This window comes from Thioclava sp. F42-5, from assembly GCF_002213195.1.
GTDB classification, from domain to species: Bacteria; Pseudomonadota; Alphaproteobacteria; order Rhodobacterales; family Rhodobacteraceae; genus Thioclava; species Thioclava nitratireducens.
In genome coordinates this window covers 237896-259350 of record NZ_NBNZ01000002.1, presented here as the reverse complement: position 1 = coordinate 259350, position 21455 = coordinate 237896, and the positions used below count along the sequence as shown (strand labels likewise).

At 64.7% G+C, this 21455-nt stretch carries 19 protein-coding genes and 1 tRNA gene; 3 read left to right on the top strand and 17 right to left on the bottom strand.

Going from position 1 to position 21455, the window contains the following annotated elements; all coding sequences use genetic code 11:
* Positions 1–142: 142 nt before the first annotated feature.
* From B6V74_RS06550 to B6V74_RS06485, 14 genes are all read right to left on the bottom strand, one after another.
* Positions 143–2032, bottom strand: a complete 1890-nt coding sequence (locus B6V74_RS06550; RefSeq protein WP_088719572.1) for an acyl-CoA synthetase — start codon at positions 2030–2032, stop codon at positions 143–145.
* A 169-nt stretch (positions 2033–2201) separates the two neighbouring features.
* Positions 2202–3983: an ABC transporter transmembrane domain-containing protein gene (locus B6V74_RS06545; protein ID WP_088722328.1), complete on the bottom strand. Its 1782-nt coding sequence runs from the start codon at positions 3981–3983 to the stop codon at positions 2202–2204.
* 126 nt (positions 3984–4109) lie between these two features.
* Positions 4110–4191 (bottom strand) — tRNA-Leu (locus tag B6V74_RS06540).
* 51 nt (positions 4192–4242) lie between these two features.
* Positions 4243–5019 carry an enoyl-CoA hydratase-related protein gene (locus B6V74_RS06535; protein ID WP_075774019.1) on the bottom strand — a complete coding sequence of 259 codons (777 nt, stop codon included), beginning with the start codon at positions 5017–5019 and terminating at the stop codon, positions 4243–4245.
* A gap of 104 nt (positions 5020–5123) precedes the next feature.
* A complete protein-coding gene (locus B6V74_RS06530; RefSeq protein ID WP_088722327.1) occupies positions 5124–6299 on the bottom strand; it encodes an acetyl-CoA C-acyltransferase in 1176 nt (391 codons plus the stop codon).
* Positions 6300–6307: 8 nt separating this feature from the next.
* On the bottom strand, positions 6308–7600 hold the full coding sequence (locus B6V74_RS06525) for an ArgE/DapE family deacylase (RefSeq protein WP_088722326.1): 1293 nt from the start codon (positions 7598–7600) through the stop codon (positions 6308–6310).
* Positions 7601–7608: 8 nt separating this feature from the next.
* Entirely contained in the window at positions 7609–8262 is a 654-nt protein-coding gene (locus B6V74_RS06520) for a 3-oxoacid CoA-transferase subunit B (protein ID WP_233242990.1), read from the bottom strand.
* Complete coding sequence (locus tag B6V74_RS06515; protein WP_088719567.1) at positions 8249–8941, bottom strand: CoA transferase subunit A; 693 nt, start codon at positions 8939–8941, stop codon at positions 8249–8251. The genes B6V74_RS06520 and B6V74_RS06515 overlap by 14 nt, the downstream gene beginning before the upstream one ends.
* The gene (locus B6V74_RS06510; protein ID WP_088722325.1) at positions 8938–10296 is read right to left on the bottom strand and encodes an aspartate aminotransferase family protein; all 1359 of its coding nucleotides are present in this window, start codon (positions 10294–10296) and stop codon (positions 8938–8940) included. Before B6V74_RS06510 ends, B6V74_RS06515 begins: the two co-directional genes overlap by 4 nt.
* Complete coding sequence (locus B6V74_RS06505) at positions 10293–11063, bottom strand: amino acid ABC transporter ATP-binding protein (RefSeq protein ID WP_088722324.1); 771 nt, start codon at positions 11061–11063, stop codon at positions 10293–10295. The genes B6V74_RS06510 and B6V74_RS06505 overlap by 4 nt, the downstream gene beginning before the upstream one ends.
* Before the next feature lie 16 nt (positions 11064–11079).
* A complete protein-coding gene (locus B6V74_RS06500; RefSeq protein WP_075774012.1) occupies positions 11080–11736 on the bottom strand; it encodes an amino acid ABC transporter permease in 657 nt (218 codons plus the stop codon).
* A 47-nt stretch (positions 11737–11783) separates the two neighbouring features.
* Positions 11784–12431 (bottom strand): amino acid ABC transporter permease, encoded by a 648-nt coding sequence (locus tag B6V74_RS06495; RefSeq protein ID WP_075774011.1) that lies wholly within the window; start codon positions 12429–12431, stop codon positions 11784–11786.
* 10 nt (positions 12432–12441) lie between these two features.
* Positions 12442–13233 carry a creatininase family protein gene (locus tag B6V74_RS06490; protein WP_075774010.1) on the bottom strand — a complete coding sequence of 264 codons (792 nt, stop codon included), beginning with the start codon at positions 13231–13233 and terminating at the stop codon, positions 12442–12444.
* A gap of 94 nt (positions 13234–13327) precedes the next feature.
* The gene (locus B6V74_RS06485; RefSeq protein ID WP_075774009.1) at positions 13328–14113 is read right to left on the bottom strand and encodes an ABC transporter substrate-binding protein; all 786 of its coding nucleotides are present in this window, start codon (positions 14111–14113) and stop codon (positions 13328–13330) included.
* A gap of 155 nt (positions 14114–14268) precedes the next feature.
* Between B6V74_RS06485 and B6V74_RS06480 the strand changes: the two genes are divergently transcribed.
* On the top strand, positions 14269–15225 hold the full coding sequence (locus B6V74_RS06480) for a LysR family transcriptional regulator (RefSeq protein ID WP_075774008.1): 957 nt from the start codon (positions 14269–14271) through the stop codon (positions 15223–15225).
* 9 nt (positions 15226–15234) lie between these two features.
* On the opposite strand, the gene B6V74_RS06475 is transcribed toward B6V74_RS06480, so the two are convergent.
* Positions 15235–15819 carry a cupin domain-containing protein gene (locus B6V74_RS06475; protein WP_088722323.1) on the bottom strand — a complete coding sequence of 195 codons (585 nt, stop codon included), beginning with the start codon at positions 15817–15819 and terminating at the stop codon, positions 15235–15237.
* Positions 15820–15977: 158 nt separating this feature from the next.
* Between B6V74_RS06475 and B6V74_RS06470 the strand changes: the two genes are divergently transcribed.
* Both B6V74_RS06470 and B6V74_RS06465 read left to right on the top strand, forming a co-directional pair.
* Positions 15978–17252, top strand: coding sequence for a 4-aminobutyrate--2-oxoglutarate transaminase (locus B6V74_RS06470; RefSeq protein WP_075774006.1), 1275 nt, complete (start codon positions 15978–15980; stop codon positions 17250–17252).
* A 1-nt stretch (position 17253) separates the two neighbouring features.
* Entirely contained in the window at positions 17254–18708 is a 1455-nt protein-coding gene (locus tag B6V74_RS06465) for an NAD-dependent succinate-semialdehyde dehydrogenase (RefSeq protein ID WP_088722322.1), read from the top strand.
* Between the two features lie 261 nt (positions 18709–18969).
* Here B6V74_RS06465 and B6V74_RS06460 read toward each other — a convergent pair whose 3' ends face one another.
* Together B6V74_RS06460 and B6V74_RS06455 are read right to left on the bottom strand one after the other, a co-directional pair.
* Positions 18970–19446 (bottom strand): cytochrome c-type biogenesis protein, encoded by a 477-nt coding sequence (locus B6V74_RS06460; RefSeq protein ID WP_088719561.1) that lies wholly within the window; start codon positions 19444–19446, stop codon positions 18970–18972.
* 3 nt (positions 19447–19449) lie between these two features.
* The gene (locus tag B6V74_RS06455; RefSeq protein ID WP_088722321.1) at positions 19450–21417 is read right to left on the bottom strand and encodes a heme lyase CcmF/NrfE family subunit; all 1968 of its coding nucleotides are present in this window, start codon (positions 21415–21417) and stop codon (positions 19450–19452) included.
* Positions 21418–21455: the final 38 nt, after the last annotated feature.

The window sequence follows — 21455 nt, the reverse complement described above, 5'->3', positions numbered from 1 at the left end:
CTTTAACTTTCTTTAACCATTGGAATCGGAACCTACTTGGGCCGGTCGGGGGCAATTTCGCGATGCACCGCCACGATGTCTCCATAATCGAAGCGCCGCCCCTGAGGGCGGCGCAATGGGTGGCAGAGATCTGAAGGGGTGCTTACTGTGCCCAGTCCCACGGCACGGTAAACTCGCCCAGCTTATGGGCCAGCGCGTCCTGATCGCAGTCGCCAGTGGTCGCGACATGCGCCACCAGACCGCGTTTCTTGTCCTCTGTGACCGAGATCACATGCGCCTTGATGCCGGCGTTTTCCAGCTCGCCATTGAGCACCCGCATGATCGCCTTCTTGCGTAGGTCGGGCTTGAAGATCTTGCCCACCGCCGTCTTCGGCAACTCGTCCATCACCTCCAGGTATTTGGGGATCGCGGCGCGCTCGTGTATATTCGCTTTCGCGTGCTCCATCAGCTCCTCGTTGGTCACTTCGGCATCCGCCACCAACTCGACATAGGCGCAGGGCAGCTCTCCCGCGAAACTGTCCGGCTGGCCGATCGCGCCCGCGAAAGCGACGGCCGGGTGGCTCAGCAGCGCGTCCTCGATCTCTGCCGGGTCGAGATTGTGCCCGCCCCGGATGATCAGATCCTTCGCGCGGCCCGTGATCCAGAGATAGCCGTCCTCGTCGATGCGGCCCAGATCGCCAGTACGCAGGAAACGCTCCTCGGCGAACAGATCGTGGTTCTTGTCCGGCTCGGTATAGGTCGAGCCCTCGAAGACGCCCGGATTGGCGACGCAGATCTCGCCGACCTCGTCACGTCCGCATTCGTCGAACGTGCCGTTGCGCTTCTTGAGGATGCGCACATGGGTATAGGGCATCGGAATCCCGACGGAGCCCACCTTCTTCATCCCGTCCACCGGATTGACAGACACCAGGCAAGTCGCTTCGGTCAGGCCGTAGCCTTCCGCGATCTCGACCCCGGTCGCCGCCTTGAAGCGGTTGTAAAGTTCGATCGGCAGCGGCGCAGAGCCCGAGAGCGCGGTCCGCAGCGAGGAGATATCGGCATCGACCTTGCGCTGCACCATCGCCGAGACCGCAGTGGGCACGGTGATGAGGAAGGTCACCTGCCAGCGCTCGATCAGCTTCCAGAAATTGTCGAACACCCCCTCCCCACGATAGCCCGCAGGGGTCGGGAAAATGACATGCGCGCCCGAGGCGATGGCCGACATCAGGATCGGATAGGCCGCGAAGACATGGAACAGCGGCAGCGGGCACATCATCACGTCGTCCTGCTTGAACAGGAGCCGACCACCGAGCCAGCCATTGTAGATCATGCCGGAATATTTGTGCTGCGCGACCTTGGGCATGCCGGTGGTGCCGCCAGTGTGGAAATAGGCCGCGACGCGATCCTCGTTGGGGTTGTCAAACATCAGCCTGTCACCGGGCATCTTCGCGGCTTCGCCGTTGAAGCTCATCACCTTCGCGTTGTGCTTCACCTCGGTCTTGGGACGCACGAAGGGCACGATCCAGCTTTTCGGCGGCGAGAGGTAGCGGTTGAGATCGACTTCGAGCACAGCCTCGACATTCGGCGCAAGCCGCACGGCTTCAGCCGCCTTCTGCGCCACGTCCGTCTTCGGGAACGCCTTCAGGGTGACGAGAACCTTCGCCTTGGTTTCGCGCAGGATCGCGCCGATCTGCTCGGGCTCGAGAAGTGGGTTGATCGGGTTCACGATCCCGGCCGTGGCCCCCGCAAGCAGCACCGTCGCGGTCTCCAGCGAATTCGGAAGCAGATAGGCCACCGTGTCGGTCGGCCCGACGCCCAGATGGCGCAGCAGGTTCGCGGCCTGCGTGACCTTGCCGTGCAGTTGCGACCATGTCAGCGTCTCCGCCTTGTCGGTCGGGCCGGACATGATCTGGAATGACAGGGCCGGACGATCGCCATGGGCCTTGGCGGTCTCGCTGAGAAAACCGTAAAGCGTTTCGGGGCGGTTGCGAGCCTCCCAGGGTTTCTCGGCCTCGACCGCATCACGGTCGGCAACTGTCGCGAATTTCTGCATTATTCTCCTCCCGGGGCCGCCGCGATCCTCCACTGACGGGCCACGCGCAGGATGCGGCAAAAGCGCCCGCCACGGCAAGAGTTACGCCGCAGCCAAAACGTCACGTCACGCAAAATCTGACGTGGGGAAACAAGCGTCCGGGTTCAAGGTGGAAAGGCGCGAACGCCTCTCACGCTCCTTCGGTGAATTGCAGCTTCGCCAGTTCCGCATAGAGACCACCCTCGGCCACGAGACTGTCATGCGTGCCCTGCGCGACGATCTTGCCTTCCTCGAAGACGACGATCCGATCGGCCTTTTTCACGGTGGCCAGACGGTGCGCCACGATCACCGTGGTGCGCGTCTTGGCCAACTGATCGACCGCCGCCTGCACTTCGCGTTCCGAGGCTGCATCGAGCGCCGAGGTCGCCTCGTCCAGAAGCAGGATCGGTGCGTCGCGCAGGATCGCGCGAGCAATCGCGATACGCTGCTTCTGCCCGCCCGAAAGCATCACGCCGCGCTCGCCGACATAGGTGTCGAACCCGTCGGGTAGAGCCTCGAGGAAGTCATAGGCATGGGCCGCGCGCGCGGCCTCCTCGACCTCGTGGTCGGTCGCATCCGGACGCCCAAAGCGAATATTGTCGCGCGCCGAAGCCGCGAAGACGACCGGATCCTGCGGCACAAGCGCGATCGCCTGACGGAAATCATGCCGCGCCATGTCGCGCAGGTCGTAGCCGTCGATCATGACTTTGCCGGTTTCGGGATCCCAGAACCGCTGGATCAACTGCACGACGGTCGTCTTGCCCGCGCCCGAGGGCCCGACCAGCGCGACCGTCTCGCCCGGCGCGATGTCGAGATCGACATGGTCGAGCGCGGAGGCCTGCGGCCGCGACGGGTAGTGGAAGCTCACATCCTCAAACCGGATCGCGCCGGTCGCCGGCATCGGCAGCGGCACCGGATGCTCGGGGTCTTTCACCGAGTCCTCGCTTTGCAGCAGCTCCACCAGACGCTCGGTCGCGCCGGCCGCCCGCTGCAATTCGGACCAGATTTCCGACAGCGCCCCGACGGAACCCGCGACCATCACCGCGTAGATCACGAATTGCACCAGTTCGCCCACGCTCATCTCGCCCGCGCGCACGTCGCGCGCGCCGATCCAGAGCACGCCCACGACGCCGGCGAAGACAAGGAAGATCACGATCACGGTCATCACCGCCCGCGTGCCGATCCGTTTCTTGGCGGAGAGGTAGGCTTTCTCGGTGACGTCGGAGAATTTCTCGCGGGTGATCGCCTCATGGGTGAAGGCCTGCACCGTCTGCGCCGCCAAAAGCGACTCCGAGGCCGAGCCCGAGGAATTCGCGATCCAGTCCTGGTTCTCGCGGCCCAGCACCCGCAGGCGGCGGCCCAGAACCACGATCGGGACCACGACCACCGGCACGACCAGCAGCACCAGCCCGGTCAGCTTGGCCGAGGTGAAGAGCAGCATGATCAACCCGCCGATCAGGATCAGCACGTTGCGCAGCGCGACCGAAACGGACGAGCCGATCACCGAGAGGATCAGCGTGGTGTCGGTGGTGATGCGCGAGATGATTTCGCCGGTCAGGATGCGCTCGAAGAAGGCGGGGCTCATCGAGACCACCCGGTCGAACACCGCCTTGCGAATATCGGCCACGACCCGTTCGCCGAAGCGCGTCACGAGGTAGTAGCGCAGCCCCGTCCCGATCGCGAGCAGACCCGCGATTACCAGCGCGGCGAAGAAATACTGATCCAGCAGCGCCGCGCCCTTCTGGAATCCGTCCACCACGCGGCGCACCGCGAGCGGCAGGATCAGCGAGATCGTGGCGGTGGCGATCAGCGCCAAGAGCGCCCCGAAGGCCAGCCCCTTGTAAGGTGCGATGAAGGGGCCGAGCCCCTTGAGCGCGCCGATCTTCTTCGTCTTGGGCCGGTCATCGGCCGGTCCCGTCGGTCTGCGAGCCATGAATTCCCCCTTGCTTGACGACGGGTTTAGGCGGCGGGGGCATTGCGGGCAAGCCTCGATTGGCAAAGCCTGCGGGACGCGCATGCCCGGACGGCCTCACGATAGCTCACATTTTCGCAGGAAGGCTACGGGCGGCCGGACTCGAACCGGCACGGGCAATGCCCAAGGGATTTTAAGTCCCGTGTGTCTACCATTCCACCACGCCCGCAGCGCGCTCTGGCTAGCGCGGGCGCGGCGACTTGGCAAGGCCGCTGGGCGCTCAACGCCCCTCGAATTTCGGCGCGCGCTTCTCGAGGAACGCCGTCACGCCTTCGCGGAAATCGTGACTCTGACCGAGGCTGCCCTGCAGCTCCGCTTCCAGTTCCAGCTGGGTCGACAGATCATTGCTGTAACCTTCGCGCAGCGAGCGCTTCACCGCGCGATAGGCCGCCGTCGGACCATTGGCCAGATGCGCCGCCCGGGTGCGCCAGTGGTGGTCGAAATCGACCTCGGCGATGGCCTCCCAGATCATGCCCCAATCGGCCGCCTGCCGCGCCGTGATCTTGTCGGCAAACAGAGCCATGCCCATTGCGCGGGCAAAGCCCACCTGACGCGGCAGCCAATAGGTGCCGCCCGCATCAGGCATCAGCCCGATCCGCGTGAAGGCCTGAATGAAGCTCGCCGCTTCCGAGGCGATCACCACATCCGCGGCCAGCGCAATATTCGCACCCGCCCCTGCCGCAGGCCCGTTCACCGCGGAGACCACGGGCAGCGGGCTCTCGTAGATCGCTTTGAGCATCGGCTCGTACTCGTCGCGCAGCACCCGCTCCAGATCGAGCCCGGCCGCCGAGACGCCATCGCCCAGATCCTGCCCCGAGCAGAAGGCGCGGCCCGCGCCGGTCAGCACGATCACCCGTGCCTCATCCTCGGCGCGTTTCACCGCCTCGAGGATTTCCGCGCGCATCTGCGCGTTAAGCGCGTTCATCACATCGGGCCGGTTGAGCGTGATCACCGCGACCTGCTCTTCGACCTCGTAACGGATAACCTTGAACACCATCTGGAAAACGCGCCTCCCTCTTTGTCGCGCGCCCACGATAACGCGGGTCACGCGAAGGGAAAGCGGAACGGGGCGTCACACGCGCAACGCCCACACCGATTTATTCAGAAGATCTCGAACAGGCCCGCAGCCCCCTGCCCGCCGCCGATGCACATCGACACGACGCCGTAGCGCGCACCGCGGCGCTTGCCTTCCAGCAGGATATGGCCCGCCATGCGCGCGCCCGACATGCCATAGGGATGGCCGATCGAGATCGCGCCGCCATTGACGTTGAGCTTATCGTCGGGAATGCCCAGCCAGTCGCGGCAATAGAGAAGCTGCGAAGCGAAGGCCTCGTTGATCTCCCACAGGTCAATATCGTCGATGGAGAGCCCCGCACGCTCCAGCAGGCGCGGAATCGCGAAGACCGGACCGATGCCCATCTCGTCAGGCGCACAGCCCGCAACCGCCATGCCCCGGAACGCGCCCAGCGGCGCCAGCCCACGCCGCGCGGCTTCCTCGGCGGACATCACGACGCAGGCAGACGCGCCGTCGGAGAGCTGGCTCGCATTGCCTGCGGTCACGCACTTGTCGGGGCCCAGCACCGGCTTGAGCCCTTGAAGCCCCTCCAGCGTGGTCTGCGGACGGTTGCATTCGTCGCGTTCCAGCCGCACCGACTGCTCCGAGACGTCGCCCGTGGCCTTGTCCTTCACCAGCTTCACCGCCTCGACCGGCACGATCTCGGCATCGAAGCGACCGGCCTCCTGCGCGGCGGCGGTGCGCGTCTGGCTTTGCAGCGCATAGGCATCCTGCGCCTCGCGGGTTACGCCATAGCGTTCGGCCACGACCTCCGCCGTCTCGATCATCGACATGTAATAGGCGTCGGACACACCGGGGCTGCGGTAGCGATAGCCGTTCCAATGCTCGTTCTGCACCAGCGAGATCGAGTCGAGCCCGCCCGCAAGCGCCACGTCCATCTCGCCCGTCATCACGCCATGAGCCGCCGCCGCGATCGCGTTGAGGCCCGAGGCGCATTGCCGGTCCAGCGTGACGCCCGCCACGGAGTCGGCCAGGCCCGACGCCTGCGCGATATGGCGCGCCACGTTGACGCCGGTGGAGCCCTGCGTGAGGGCCGAGCCGAAGATCGCATCGGCGATCTCGCCGCCCTCAAGGCCTGCACGGGAGACGGCCGCGCGCACGGCATGAGCGGCCAGCGCCGGGCCTTCGAGATTGTTGAACGCGCCGCGATAGGCCTTGCCGATGGGCGTGCGGGCGGTGGAGACGATGACAGCGTCGCGCATGGGTATCCTCAGATGGTTTCGAGCCCGCACCAGTCCGCTATGAACAGGGCGGTGCTCTGGGTGATGCGACGGATGCTTTCCAGCTCGACGCGCTCGTTGAAGCCGTGGATCGCCTCGGCGCGCGGCCCGTAGACCAGCGCGGGCGTGTCGGCATAGAGCCCGAAGAAACGGGCATCGGTGGTCGCGGTGATCGCCACGCGGTCGAGATCGCTCTCGTTGACGCTGCGATGCGCCCCTTCGAGAGCACCAATCGCAGCCGTCGCCGTGGCGGAGTGGTCGTCGGAAAGCGCATAACCCTCGGCCATGAAGCCGTGCCAGACGATCTCGGGCAGCGAGTTCTTCAGGAAGGCGTTGGAGCGCGCGGCGTCCATGATGGTCTCGGTGATCTCGGCGCGTGCGGCGGCGATGTCCTGACCCGGATAGATCGCGATGCGCATGTCGAAGATACACCAGGCCGGAACGGAGGACGCCCAGTCGCCGCCCTGGATCTTGCCGATATTGAGGTTGATCGGATGATGGACGTGGGCGAAATCCCCGTGCCGACAACCCGGCGCGTTCCAGCGCTCCTCCAGCCCGTGCAGCGCCTCGATCAGCGGGATTGCGGCCTCGATCGCATTGGCGCCGGTGCCGGCATAGGCCACATGCGTGGGCAGACCCTTCAGGTGCACCTGCGCCCAGACCACGCCGAGCTGCGCGTCGACCAGCTTTTCCTCGAACGGTTCGGGGATCAGCGCGGCGTCGGCGCGGTAACCGCGCTCAAGGCAGGCCAGCGCGCCGTTGCCGGTGCACTCTTCTTCCACGACGGATTGGAAGAACACATCCGCCCCGGGGGCGAAACCCGCCTTGCGCAGCGCATCGAGCGCGAAGAGGTTCGACACCAACCCCGCCTTCATGTCCCCCGCGCCGCGCCCATAGAGCCAGCCATCGGCGACATGCGGCTCGAACGGCGGCGCGTCCCACATGTCCAGAGGCCCCGCAGGCACCACGTCGATATGGCCGTTGAGGATCAGCGAGCGCCCCTTCCGCGATTGGCTGCGATGGGTGCCCACCACATTCACCGCGTCCTCGTAATCGCTCATCACCGGCGAGAAACCCGGCATGTCGCGGATTTTCTCGACGTCGATCTGCCAGCGATCCACCTCGTAGCCGCGCTCATCGAGGGCAGCGGCCATGAAGTCCTGCGCGCTCTGCTCCTGCCCACGGGTGGACGGGTGCGCGGTCAGCTCGGAGAGAAACGCGGTCTCGTCATCGAATGCGGCGTCGACCGCCGAGAGGATGCGGGTTTTAAGCTCGGTATCCATGTCATGCCTCAGAATCTGGGAATGTCGCCTTGCGGCAGCGCAAGGGGCGCGCCGGTCGCCTCGCGGATTTCCGCCTCGGAAATGCCCGCAGCCAGTTCGACCAGCGCGAAGCCTTGATCGGTCACGTCCACCACCGCCAAGTCGGTGTAGATTCGCGCCACCCGTCCCTTCGCGGTGAGCGGCAGAGAGCAGGTCTCGAGCAGCTTCGGATTGCCCTTGCGGTCGCAATGCGTGGTCATCACGACGACACGGCGCGCTTTCTGCGCCAGCTCGATCGCGCCGCCCGCGCCGGGGGAGAACTTGCCCGGGATCTTCCAGTTCGCCAGATCGCCGTTCTGCGCGACCTCGAAGGCACCGAGCAGCGTCAGGTCGAGCCGTCCCGAGCGCACCAGCGCGAAGCTCACTGCACTGTCGAAAAAGGCCGAGCCGGGGATCGTCGAGACATAGGCCCCGCCCGCGTCGATCAGGTTCCGGTCGGCGCGTTCCGGCGACAGCGTGGGCCCGATCCCGGTCAGCCCGTTTTCCGAATGCAGGCAGACGGGGAAGTCGGAAGGCAGGTGGTTGACCACCTTGGTGGGCAAGCCGATGCCAAGGTTCACGACCATGCCGGGCGCAATTTCGCGCGCGGCGCGGGCCACCATGCGAGCTCTAGCGTCTGACAATGCCATACTCCTCGGAAATCGCGTCGAGTTTCACGACGTGGTCGACGAAGGCGCCGGGGCTTTCGACCGCGTCCGGATCGAGCCCGCCCAGCGGTAGCAGCTCTTCGGTCTCCGCGATCACGCGGCTCGCGGCCATCGCCATGAGCGGGTTGAAATTGCGCGCGGTCGCGGCATAGGCGAGATTGCCGAAGCAATCGGCGCGCGCGGCATGGACCAGCGCCACGTCGCCGCGTAGAGCGGACTCGACCAGCATCGGACGACCGTTCATCTCGACGATCTGCTTGCCCTGCGCCAATTCCGTATCGATGCCGATGTCGGTGAGGATGGCACCGAGTCCGGCACCTCCGGCCCGGATACGTTCGGCGAGGATGCCTTGCGCGCAGAACTCGACCTCCATCCGGCCCTCGTTCATCGCCGCGATGGCGTTGGCGTTAAGGCCGAGATGGGTGACGATCAGCTTGCGCACCTGTCCACCCGCGATCAGGTGGTCGATGCCCATGCCCGCCTCGTTGGCATCGTTCTTGACCAGAACAAGGTCGCGCTGCCCCTGACGCGCCAACTCGCGCAGGAGCGCGAAGGGGGTACCGGGCACACCGAAGCCGCCCACCAGCACCGTGGCGCCGTCGGGGATCTGCGCCACCACCTCTTCCATCGCGATGGATTTGTCGGGCAGCTTCATGCGCTGACCTCCTCGACCACCGGCAGGTCGTGATTGGCGGCAAAGGCGTCGAGCGCGTCGGTGAGGATCGCGATGATCTCGTCGATCTGCGCCTCGGTCACGATCAGCGGCGGGCATACGAGGAAATGGTCGCCCTCATAGCCGCTTCGCGTGCGACGCGAATAGATGATGAGGCCGCGCTCATAAGCCAGCTCGACGAGCTCGACATGCGCGTTCCACTCTTTCGGCAGAACCTTCATCGTCTCGCGGTCTGAGACCAGTTCGAACGCCAGCAGCAGGCCCTTGCCGCGCACGTCGCCGATGAAGGGGTAGCGATCCATGAGCGCGGTCAGCCGCGCCTTGAGAACATCGCCCATCCGCGCGGCGTTGCCGATCAGATCCTGCTCTTCCATCTCGTCAAGCACCGCGAGACCCGCCGCGCAGGCCAGAGGGTTGCCCGCATAGGTGAAGCCGTGCAGGAAGCCGCCCGCGTCGAGGAGCGTCTCGACAATGTCGTGACGTGCGACCACGGCACCCAGAGGCGCGTAGCCCGCGCCGAAGCCTTTCGACATCGCGACGATATCGGGGGTGATCCCCCAATGCTCGGCGGCGAGGAACTTGCCGGTGCGGCCTGCCCCGGTCATCACCTCGTCATAGATCAGCAGGATGCCGTATTCTTCGCATATCTCGGCCACGCGGGTATAGTAGCTGTCAGGCGCCACCAGCGCGCCGGTCGAAGCCCCGCCCACCGGCTCCATCAAAAAGGCGAGTACCGTCTCGGGGCCCTCGGCCTCGATCTTCTCGCGCAGCATCTCGGCATATTTGATGCCGCGTTCTTCCTCGGTAAGGTTGTCGCGGTCGAGATAGCAGGTCGGTGCCGGAACCTTCGGCATCTCCGTGAACATCGGCGCGAACTTCCCGGTGAAGATCGGGCTGCCCGTGACGCCGAGCGAGCCCATCGTCGCGCCGTGGTAGGATGGCAGCCGCGAGATCACCTTGTAGCGGCTCTCCTCGCCCTGCGTGACCGCGTATTGCCGTGCGAGCTTGATCGCGGTTTCGACCGCCTCGGAGCCGCCGGACACGAAGAACACCTTGTCGAGCCCTTCCGGCATCCGCGCGGCGACGCGTGCGGCGAGATCCTCGGACGGGTGCGTGCGGAAATGCAGCCGGTAGCCGAAGGTCGAACGGTCCATCTGCGCCTTCATCTTCTCCAGCACGCGCGGGTTGGAATGGCCGATATTCGAGACCATCGCCCCCGAAGAGCCGTCGATATAGCGTTTCCCGTTCTCGTCGTAGTGGTAGATCCCCTCGGAGCGTTCGAGGAAAGGCCGCGGCTGGCGCGACTGATAGAACAGGTGAGACTTTTCAGTCGTCATTTTGCACCTTCGAGATGTTTGCGCAGGAAATTCCGGGTCCGTTCCTGGGTCGGGTTCTTGAAGACCTGCTCGGGCGGCCCCTCCTCGACCACGACGCCCTTGTCCATGAACAGCACGCGGTCGCAGACGGAGGCGGCGAAATCCATCTCGTGGGTGACGATGATCATGGTCATGTGCTCTTGCGCGAGCTTCTTCATGACCAGGTTCACCTCTTCCACCAGCTCGGGATCGAGCGCCGATGTGGCTTCGTCGAACAGCATCAGCTTCGGCCGCATCGCCAGCGCGCGGGCGATCGCCACACGCTGCTTCTGACCGCCCGAAAGCTGCGCCGGGTAATAATCGATCCGCTCCAGCATGCCGACATGATCGAGCTGCTCCTCGGCGAGCTTGTCGGCCTCCTTGTCGGAGATCTTCTTGAGCAGCTTCGGCGCCATCGTGACGTTGTCCCGAACGCTCAGATGCGGGAACAGGTTGAAGTGCTGGAACACCATGCCGATGTCCTGGCGCATCTTGTTTATGTGCTTCTCGTACTGGTTATGCGGCAGGGACTTGTTCACCTGCACCCCGTCGAGCCAGACCTCGCCGCCGGTCAGCGGATCGAGATCGTTGATGGCGCGCAGCAGCGTGGATTTGCCCGAGCCCGAAGGGCCGATGATCGCGACGATCTGGCCGCGCTCCACGTTGAGCGAGATATCCTTGAGCACTTCCAGCGAGCCGTAGGATTTCTGGGCGTGGCGGATCTCGACGAAGGATTGCGTCTCGGTCATGTCGATATCTCCCGGATCAGCGATAGAGGCGGTTGCGGTTCTCGAACCAGCGGATCACCGCCTCCATGCCGAGATTGATGATGTAGTAGAGAACGGCCGCAGCCGCGTAGAACTCGAAGGCGCGGTAGGTCTGGCCGATGGCGCGCTGCGCCGAGAGCGTCAGTTCCGACACCCCGATCACCGAGACCAGCGCCGAGTCTTTCAGAAGCGCGATCATGTTGTTGCCGATCGGCGGCAGCACGTCGCGCACCGCCTGCGGCACCACCACCTTGACGAGCGCTTGCCTGCGCGACAGGCCCAGCGTGCGTGCGGCCTCCATCTGGCCCTTGTCCACCGCGACCATCGCAGTCTGGATCAGTTCGGAATTATAGACCGCGAAGTGGAAGCCGAGGCCGATCACGCCCGCCACGAAGGCCGGAAGGTCGATGCCGATCTGCACCAGCCCGAAATAGATCAGGAAGAGTTGCAGCAGCAGCGGCGTGCCCATGAAAAGCCAGGCGATGAAGCGCACCGGCAGGCGGATGATGGCAGGTGCATAGAGCGCGATCACCGCGAGCAGGATGCCCCCGAAGAAACTCAGCAGCGCCGAGGCGGCGGTGATGGCGATGGTCCACAGGACACCCAGCAAGAGCGTGCCGTAGAAAGGCGGGATGACGGAGAAATCGAGACCCATGGCTCACTCCTTCTCGTGCGGGCGGGAAAGGGGGGCGGATGCGTGGATCATTGGATGCGCACCCTGCGGTCGAGGAAGGCGATGCCCTTGCCCACCGCCGTGATGATGACGAGGTAGAGTATCCCCGCGAGGAAGAACATCTCGAACGGCTTGTAAGTCGAACCGATGTAGCGCTGCGCGGTGTAGGTCAGCTCCACCACCGAGATCGCGGAGACCAGCGCGGTGCCCTTGATCTGAGCGTTGATGTTGACGCCGAGCGGCCGGATCATCAGGCGCAGCGCCTGCGGCAGCGTCACCTTGCGGAAGGCCTGCGCCTTCGACAGGCCCAGCGTGCGCGCGGCCTCGGTCTGCCCGCGGTCCACCGCGACGATGGCGCCCCGCATCGTCTCGGTCATGTAGGCCCCGATATTGACGCCCAGCCCGATCACACCGGCCTGAAACGCATCGAGCTGGATGCCGACCTGCGGGCCGCCGAAATACAGCAGGAACAGCTGGATCAGCGCGGGCGTGCCGCGAAAGAAGCTGACATAGGCGCCGCCTATGAAGCGCAAGAGGAAGAAGCGCGACAGCCGGAACGCTGCGCCAATTGCGCCGCAAATGAGCCCCAGCACGATGGTCAGGACCGACAGTTCGACCGTGATCACGGCGGCTTTCAGGAAGTACGGATAGACCTTGAGGATTAGTTCGATATCCACGGCATTCCCCTCAATGATGATCGCGGCGTGGCAGGATCGGCAGCGCGCGTATCTCGCGCACGAGCGCTGTCGTCTCCTCGATCGCCGCTTCCAGGAACGCCTTGCCGGTCTCGGCATCGGCGACGGTCGGATCGCCCATGGTTCCATCGGGCGAGACCGAGGACCACCAGCGCATCAGCATCGCCTTGCCGCCACCGGCCGCCAAATCGAGATTGAAGAACTTGGTGTCGGGATCGTGCAGGTTCTGGCTTTCGGCCTTGTCGAGATCGACCAGATCGGGATGCAGATGCTTGTACATCGCAGCTTCGAATTCCCCGGCATGGGCGATGCCGCCCACTTCGGATTTGCGCAGGCCCTGAATACGGTCGCTGCACAGGTTCCAATACGATGCCGAGACGCAGATGATGCCGGTGCGGATGACCGTCTTGCGCGCCGCGAGATCGAGGATCGGGTGGTTCGACCCGTGCGAGTTCAGCAGCAGGATCCGGCGGAAGCCGTGATGCGCGAGCGACTCGGTCACATCGCAGACGAAGTTGATCAGCGTCTCCGGCTGGATCCAGATGACACCCGGAAAGTCCTTGTGATGCTCGTTGAAGCCATAGGGGATCGCGGGCATCACGAATACTTCGTCGGGCGCGGCTTCGGCAACGCCATTGGCCACCGCCATCCCCAGAACCGTGTCCGTATCGAGCGGCATATGCGGCCCGTGATCTTCCGTCGCAGAGACATTCAGGATCACCACACGATCCTTGTCCGCGTCGCGGACCTGCTCCCAGGTCAGCTTTCCATATTCGGCGGTCATCCGTTCCGTGTCCTTTCGGGAATCCATCGAAGATTGCGGGAGGCAGGGCAGCCGTCAGAAGACGGGCTGCCCACCATTCCTTGGGACGCGCCGATCAGCGGATGTCAGCGCCGATCCACTTCATCGCGATCTTCTCGTAGGTGCCGTCTTCCATCATGGAATCGAGCGCCTTCTGCATCGCGTCTTTCAACTCGGGATTGCCCTTGCGGATCGCGATGCCAGCACCGATCGCGTCGGTCTTCAGATCGTCGAGGATGCGGTATTTGTAGTCGTTCTTCTTCATCGCGAGGATCGCCGCGATCGAGTCGTTGATGATCGCGTCGACACGACCGTTCTGAAGCTCGAGGATCAGCTCGGGCAGACCCTTGTAGGTCTTCACGTTATAGCCTTGCTGACGCGCCCACTCTTCGTGCGTTTCACCAAGGGTCACACCGACTGTCACGTCCTTCAGATCGGCAACCGACTTGATCGGGCTGTCGGGCAGGACGAAGATCGCGCGTTTCGTCGTGTAATACGGACCGACGAAATCGACGACCTTCTCGCGCTCGGGGGTGATCGACATCGAGCCGACGATGGCGTCGTACTTGTTGGCCAGCAGACCGCCGATGATCCCGTCCCACGCGGTCGTCACGATCTCGGTCTTCAGGCCCATGCGCTTGGCGATCTCCTCACCGATGGCCGGATCGAAGCCCACGACCTCGTTCGAATCGTTGATGAAGTTGAAGGGCGGGTAGGCGCCCGACATGGCGATCCGGATCACGCCCTTTTCCTTGAGGCTTTCGAGCTCGTCAGCCGCGGCGAGGCTGGGCAGCGAAATGCCGGTGGCGGCGAGCGTGCTGGCCCCGAGGAGGGTCTTGAGAACGGTTCTGCGGTTGGTCATGGATCTCTCCTGTTGGTCATGACTGCGGGCGGCCTTGTTTCCGGCGCGTCCCGCCACGGCGAGCGCCCCATCCGGAGCCTCGTTGACGGGAACGCTTGCATGGCGACCGCCATTGCGCAAATAAATAATTGAAATCTTCATTATAGATCTGGGCTATGGTCAAACCCTACGAACAACGTTTCCCCTGGCATCTCGACTGGAACCTATTGCGGACTTTCATGGTCGTGGTGGAGCAGCGGGGCATCTCGCGTGCGGCCTATCTGCTGGGTCTGAAGCAGCCCACGATCTCGGCCGCGCTCAAGCGGCTGGAGGAACGTACCGGCCATGAGCTGATCATCCGAAAACCGAATGAATTCAAGGTCACTAGGGCGGGAAACCTGCTCTATCAGGAATGCGCGCAGATCTTCGGCGCCGTGTCGCAGATCCCCTCCCTGCTGGAGACCGGCGCAGAGGAGTTGCGGGGCCATATCGCGATCACCACGACGTCACATGTCATCTCCGATCACTACGACGCGGTGTTGCATGATTTCGCCACCGAACATCCCAAGGTGACCTTCTCGATGACCGTGGCCGAGAGCGAGGAAGTGGTGAATCGGGTGCAACAGAATCGGGCGAGCCTCGGGATTTGCCTGCTTCACAAGACCCCCGAGAACCTGCGCGCACAGGTGCTCTACCGCGAATATTTCGGCCTGTTCTGCGGCAAGCGGCACCCGCTTTTCGAGCGCGAGAACATCTCGCTCGCGGAGATCGAGGGCGAAACCTCGGTGTCGTTCCAGACCGAGACCGAGGACGGCCCGCTTCACCCCGTCTCACTGCTCCGCGCGCGGGCCAAGCTCGCGCCGAGCTGGCGCGGGGTGTCGTCGAACCTTCACGAGCTGCGTCGAATGATCGTGGCAGGTGTCGGGATCGGTGCGCTGCCGCTGCATGTCGCGCATCGCGATGTCGAGGCCGGGCGGCTGCGCCAGTTGCCGCCCTATGACGGGTTGCCGATGGTGAATATCTACCTGCTCACCAACCCGCAGCGGAAGCAGTCGAGCGCGGAAACCGCATTCCTCGCGGCCTGTGATGCGATGATGGCCGAGAGCGATCTGGAAGAGCGCACCTATTATTGAGCGCGCGTCTCAGAAGGTGGGCGGTGTCGCGGCCGAGACCACCACGCAGCGCGCCTTGGCCACGTTGCGGAAACGGTGCGGCAAGCGGCTGTCGAACAGGTAGGCGTCGCCCGCGCGCAGCAGCTCGGTGGTCTCGCCCACCGTCAGCAGCAACTCGCCCTCGATGACAAACCCGCCCTCCTCGCCCTCGTGGGCATAGGCCTCCGCCCCGGTATCGGCGCCGGGCTCATAGCTCTCGTAAAGCAGCAGAAGGTTGGTCTGCCCCGACTTGCCCGCGCGTTTCAGCGAAAGCGCATCGAGCGCCGCGCCGCCCGAGCGGTAGATCCGGCCAGGGTTGATCTCGGTCAGCTCGGAGTGCCGGAAGACGAACTTGCCTGGCTCGGACGGCGTGTCGCTGTCGAAGAACTCCGCCAGCGTCATTTCGAGGATTTCGAGGATCTTGCGCAGCGAGGTGATCGAGGGAGAGGTCTTGTTGCGCTCGATCAGCGAGACAAGCCCGTTGGTCACGCCCGACCGCTGCGCCAGCTCGCGCTGCGACAATCCCTTGTCCTCGCGGATCGCCCGAAGCCGTCCGCCCACGTCGAATTCGCTCACCGCAAGCCTCCTGTCCTTTGCCTGTTCTAGAGTGCGGGCGGGCGGATTTCCAGCGCGCGCGCCGTCGCCTTACGTTTAACAAACTAAACATTGAACAGCCATTCGTTAAACACTAGCGTCGCATCATTCCGTGATTCTCCAGCACCTCAGGAGTACCCATGTCCAGCAATGCCGACCTCGAAACCCGCCGCGCCGCCGCCCTTGCCCGGGGCGTGGGGGTGCAGACCCAGAACTTCGCCGTCTCCGCCGAGAACGCCACCGTCACCGATGCCGATGGCCGCGAGCTAATCGATTTCGCCGCCGGGATCGCGGTGGTGAACACCGGCCACCGCCACCCGAAAGTCATCGAGGCGGTGAAAGCCCAGCTCGATGCCTTCACCCATACCTGCCATCAGGTGATGCCCTACGAACCCTATGTGCGCCTTGCCGAACGCCTCAACGAGAAGGTGCCGGGGGATTTCGACAAGAAGTCGATCTTCGTCACCACCGGGGCCGAGTCGGTCGAGAACGCGATCAAGATCGCCCGCTCCTATACCGGCCGTAACGCGATCATCGCTTTCGGCGGTGGTTTCCACGGCCGGACCTTCATGACGATGACGCTCACCGGCAAGGTCGCGCCTTACAAGGCGGGCTTCGGTGCGATGATGCCCGACGTGTTCCACGTCCCCTTCCCGAACGCGCTGCATGGCGTGTCGACCGATGACAGCTTCGCTGCGATGGAGAGCCTGTTCAAAACCGATCTCGATCCCACGCGCCTCGCTGCGGTGATCTTTGAGCCGGTGCAGGGCGAAGGCGGCTTCAACCCGGCCCCGCATGATTTCGTCAAACGGCTGCGCACCTTCTGCGACGAGCATGGCATCGTAATGATCGCCGACGAGGTGCAGACCGGCTTCGCGCGTACCGGCACGATGTTCGCGATGGACGCCTATGGCGTGGCCGCGGACATCACGACCATGGCGAAGGGTCTGGGCGGCGGCCTTCCGATCGCGGCGGTGACAGGTCGCGCCGAAATCATGGACGCGGCGAACCCGGGCGGGCTGGGCGGCACCTATGGTGGCAACCCGCTGGGCGTCGCAGCCGGGAACGCGGTGCTCGACGTGATCGAGGAGGAAGACCTCTGCGCCCGCGCCAACGAGCTTGGCTCGCGCCTCAAGCAGCGTCTGGAGGCGATCCGCGCCAACATGCCGGAGATCGCCGAGATCCGTGGCCCCGGCTTCATGGTCGCGGTCGAGCTGATGACGGACGGCAAGCCCGACGCCGCGCTGACCCAGCGCATCCGTGTCGAAGCGCTCAACCGGGGCCTGCTGCTGCTGACCTGCGGCGTCTATGGCAACGTGATCCGTTTCCTCGCGCCGATCACCATCCCCGACGAGCAGATGGCCAAGGCGCTCGACATCCTCGAAGAGGCGATGACCGCCGCGAAGGAGGGCTGACATGCTCAAACTGAACGACCCGAGCCTGCTGGAAACCCGCGCCTATTTGAACGGCGAGTGGATCGAAACGGGCAAGACGTTTGACGTGACCGACCCAGCCACAGGAGAACTGGTGGCCAAGGTCGCCGATCTCGACGTGGACGCCACGCGCGCCGCGATCGAGGCCGCCCATGCCGCGAAACCGGACTGGGCCGCGCTCACCGGCAAGGAGCGCGCGGGCTACCTGCGGCGCTTCCACGACCTGATGATGGAAAATCAGGACGACCTCGCGGCGATCCTGACCGCCGAGATGGGCAAACCGCTCGCCGAGGCCAAGGGGGAGATCGCCTATGGCGCAAGCTTCCTCGAATGGTTCGCCGAAGAGGCCAAGCGCGTCTATGGCGACGTGATCCCCGGCCACCAGCGCGACAAGCGCATTCTCGTGATCCGCCAGCCGGTCGGCGTGGTGGGCTCGATCACGCCGTGGAACTTCCCCAACGCCATGATCGCGCGCAAGCTGGCCCCGGCGCTGGCGGCGGGCTGCACCTTCGTTGGGCGCCCCTCCGAGCTGACGCCGCTTTCGGCCCTCGCGATGGCCGTTCTGGCCGAGCGCGCGGGCATCCCCGCGGGTGTCTTCAACATCATCCCCGGCGTCGATGCGGCGGGCATGGGCGAAGAGCTCTGCGCCAATCCCAAGGTCGCCAAGATTACCTTCACGGGCTCGACCCGCGTGGGCAAGATCCTGATGCGCCAAGGGGCGGAGACGGTGAAGAAGATCAGCCTGGAACTGGGCGGCAACGCGCCATTCCTCGTCTTCGACGACGCCGATCTCGATGCGGCGGTCGATGGCGCGATGATCGCGAAGTTCCGCAATAACGGACAGACCTGCGTCTGCGCGAACCGGATCTACGTGCAGGCCGGCGTCTATGACGCCTTCGCCGAGAAGCTGACCGCGCGGCTTGCGACCCTACGACCGGGCAACGGGTTCGAGCCGGGCGTAACCACCGGGCCGCTCATCAACGCGGACGCGCTCGCCAAAGTCGAGGCGCATATCGCGGACGCGACCGAGAAAGGTGCGCAGGTAGCTGCTGGCGGGCACCGCTCGAACCTAGGGCGCACCTTCTTCGAGCCGACGCTGCTGACCGGCGTGACGCAACAGATGCGGGTCGCGCGCGAGGAGACCTTCGGGCCGCTCGCCCCGCTGATCCGCTTCGAGACCGAGGCCGAGGCGATCGAGATGGCCAACGCGACGGAATTCGGACTGGCGGGCTATTTCTACGCCCGTGACCTCGCCCGCGTCTGGCGTGTGGCCGAAGCGATGGAGACCGGGATCGTCGGCGTGAATACCGGGCTGATCTCGACCGAGGTAGCCCCGTTCGGCGGCATCAAGCAATCCGGTCTGGGTCGCGAAGGCTCGAAATACGGCATCGAAGATTTCACCGAGCTGAAATACATGTGCCTCGGCGGGATCGAGTGACCGCTGCACCTGAGACATCAGGGCGAGAATAGAGAAGCGGCGGGCTTTCCCGCCGCTTCTTTCATTTTAAAACGCGGACTGAAGAGCGCCTGCGCCCGGAGCGCACCGAAGGCGCAGGACGCGCGGCGGCCCGTCCCGACGGGCTGGGGAATTGGTGACCGCGCGCGACGCTCATTTGATGGAGGGGCGTGGCTGGTATAAAGCGCCTGCCGTCCAAGGTCGCGATGCGCCACCCCACGGGCCGCCGCGCGCCCTGCTCCCCTACTCGCCCATCAGCTCCTCAAGGCGCTTGCGCTCTTCATCGGAGAGATCGGGCTGGGCCGGCCCCTCGGACGCCCCGCGGCGCGAGCGGACATAGAAGAACCCGCCAATCAGCGCCACGATCAACGCCGCCGGACCGAGATACCACAGCAGCAGGTTCGCCCCGCGCTTTTCGGGCTCGAACAGCACATACTCGCCATAGCGAGCGGTGATGTAATCGATCACCTGGCTATTCGTGTCGCCCGCCTTGAGCCGCTCGCGCACCAGCAGCCGCAGATCGCGCGATACCTCGGCGTTGGAATCGTCGATATTCTCGCCCTGACAGACCGGGCAGCGCAGCACCTTGGAGATTTCGCGTGCCCGCGCCTCAAGCGCCGGGTCCTTCATGATCTCGTCAGGCTGCACCGCCAGTGCAGGCCCGAGCGAGATCAGCGCCGAGAGAACCAGCGTCACGACAAGAAGGGTTTTCCTGAGCATCGTTCACTCCGCCGGAGAAGCGTGCGCCGAGGTCGCACGCGATTTGCGCGCCCCCGCCGCAACACGGTAACGACGGTCCGACAGGCTCAGAAGCCCGCCCAACGCCATGATGATCGCGCCCGCCCAGATCCAGTCCGCGAAGGGCTTGATATAGGTGCGCACCGCGTAACCGCCCTGATCCTGCGGATCGCCGATCACGAGGTAGATGTCGCGCAGCGGCGTGGTGTGTATCGCGGCCTCGGTCGTGGGCATCCGCTGCACCGGGTAGATGCGCTTCTCGGGATGCATCGTCGCGATCTTCTTGCCGTCCTTCTCGACCAGCATCGTCGCCATCTGCGAGGTATAGTTCGGCCCCTTCTCCTTGTGCACTTCGGTCAGCGTGATCTGGTAGCCGCCGACGGTGAAAGGCTCGTCAATCTTGGCGACACGGATATCCTCGAGCTGGCCGGCGGTCAGCAGGCCGATGCCGATGAAGGTGATGCCAAGGCCGGAATGGGCCGTGGCCTTGCCCCAGTCGGCGCGCGGCAGGCGTTTGAGGCGCCCGAAACTGCGGGCCGAACGCTGCCACAACTCGGTCATGGCGCCGAAGACCAGCCAACTGCCGAGGAACACCGCGACGAGGGCAAGAAGCGAATTGCCGCTCTCGACGGCCCAGGCAAGCCCGCCCAGGGCCAGCGCCAGCACGAAGGCCGGGACCAGAGGTTTCACCACCCGGCCGAGACGCGCGCGTTTCCACGGCATCATCGCGCCGATCGGCAGGATCAGGGCGAGGATCACCATGAAGGGGGTGAAGGCCTGATCGAAGAACGGCGCGCCGACCGAAAGTTTGCGCCCGAAGAACATCTCCGCGACCAGCGGCCAGACCGTGCCAACGAAGACGACGAGGGCTGCGACGGCCAGCAGGATGTTGTTGATCACCAGCGCGGTTTCCCGCGACAGCATCGAGAACACGCCCTTTGCCTGCATCGAACTCGCACGGAACGCATAGAGCGTCAGCGCCCCGCCCACGAAGAGGGCGAGAATGCCGAGGATGAAGATGCCGCGTTGCGGGTCGGAGGCGAAGCTATGCACCGAGGTGATCACGCCCGAACGCACGATGAAGGTGCCGATCAGCGAGAAGCCGAAAGCCATGATCGCCAGAAGGATCGTCCACGATTTCAGCGCTTCGCGCTTCTCGACCACGATGGCCGAGTGCAGCAGCGCGGCGGCCAGAAGCCACGGCATGAACGAGGCGTTCTCCACCGGATCCCAGAACCAGAAGCCGCCCCAGCCAAGCTCGTAATAAGCCCACCAAGAGCCCAGCGCGATGCCGATGGTCAGGAATATCCACGCCGCCAGCGTCCACGGCCGCACCCAGCGCGCCCAGGTCGCGTCCACCCGGCCTTCGATCAGCGCCGCCACCGCGAAGGAGAACGACATCGAGAGGCCGACATAGCCGAGATAGAGGAACGGCGGATGGAAGGCCAAACCCGGATCTTGCAGCAGCGGGTTCATCCCCTCGCCGTTGAAAGGCGGCTCCGCGAGACGCAGGAACGGGTTGGAGGTGAAGATGATGAAGCCGAGGAACGCGACGCCAATCCACGCCTGAACGCTCAGCACACGCGCCCGCAGCCGCGGTGGCAGAGCGCCACCGAACACGGCCGCCGCCGCCCCGAAGAGCGACAGGATCAACACCCAGAGGAGCATCGAGCCCTCGTGGTTCCCCCAAACGCCGGTGATCTTGTAGAGCATTGGCTTGTCGGTATGGGAATTCGCCCAGACCAGCTTCAGCGAGAAGTCCGACACGACAAACGCATGGGTCAGCGCCGCAAAGCTCACCGCGATGAGCAAAAACTGCGCCGTCGCTGCGGGTTCGCCCACCGCCATCCAGCCGCGCCAGCCTTTCTGTGCGCCGACGATTGGCACGATGGCCTGCACGATGGCCACCGCAAAGGCGAGAATCAGGGCAAAATGCCCGAGTTCGTTGATCATGGGACTCCTCCTGTCGCGGGGCGAGAGCATAGAGATAT